The 514-nt window shown below is 39.3% G+C and carries 1 protein-coding gene; it reads left to right on the top strand.

Annotation, left to right across the window (positions count from 1 at the left end; genetic code table 11):
• A partial coding sequence (locus AB4486_RS28535) for a type I restriction enzyme endonuclease domain-containing protein (protein ID WP_372120197.1) occupies positions 1–514 on the top strand: 514 nt, incomplete at both ends.

Below are 514 nucleotides of genomic sequence, written 5' to 3'. Positions count from 1 at the left end.
GGCGAGATTGATATTTTTGATGATGACTACCTTGCCAAGTTGGAGATGGTTAAACAACCAAACACAAAGCTACAACTGCTTCAGCAGATGCTTGCCAAAGCGATTGGCGAGTTTAAAAAGACCAATAAAGTGAAAGGTGTCGATTTCACTAAGAAAATGAATATGTTGGTTGAAAAGTACAATGAGCGTGATGAAAAGGATGTACTTCGCTCGGAAGTCATTAGTGATTTTTCTGATGAAATTATCAACCTCTACAATGAATTGCGCGAGGAAATGGCTTCATTTGGTGATATGGGTATCGACTTTGAAGAAAAGGCCTTCTTCGACATCCTTATCTCATTAGCACATAAGTATGATTTCACTTATCCAGAAGATAGGCTACTTGAGCTATCAAAAGAGGTGAAGAAAGTCATTGATGATAAAGCCAAATACACCGATTGGAACAAGCGAGACGATATCAAAGCTGAATTGCACTTTGACCTGATCATTTTGCTCGATGAGTGGGGCTATCCAC

The organism is Vibrio sp. 10N.222.55.C6 (assembly GCF_041473395.1).
GTDB classification, from domain to species: domain Bacteria; phylum Pseudomonadota; class Gammaproteobacteria; order Enterobacterales; family Vibrionaceae; genus Vibrio; species Vibrio crassostreae_C.
This window is presented reverse-complemented; position numbering and strand designations above follow the sequence as displayed.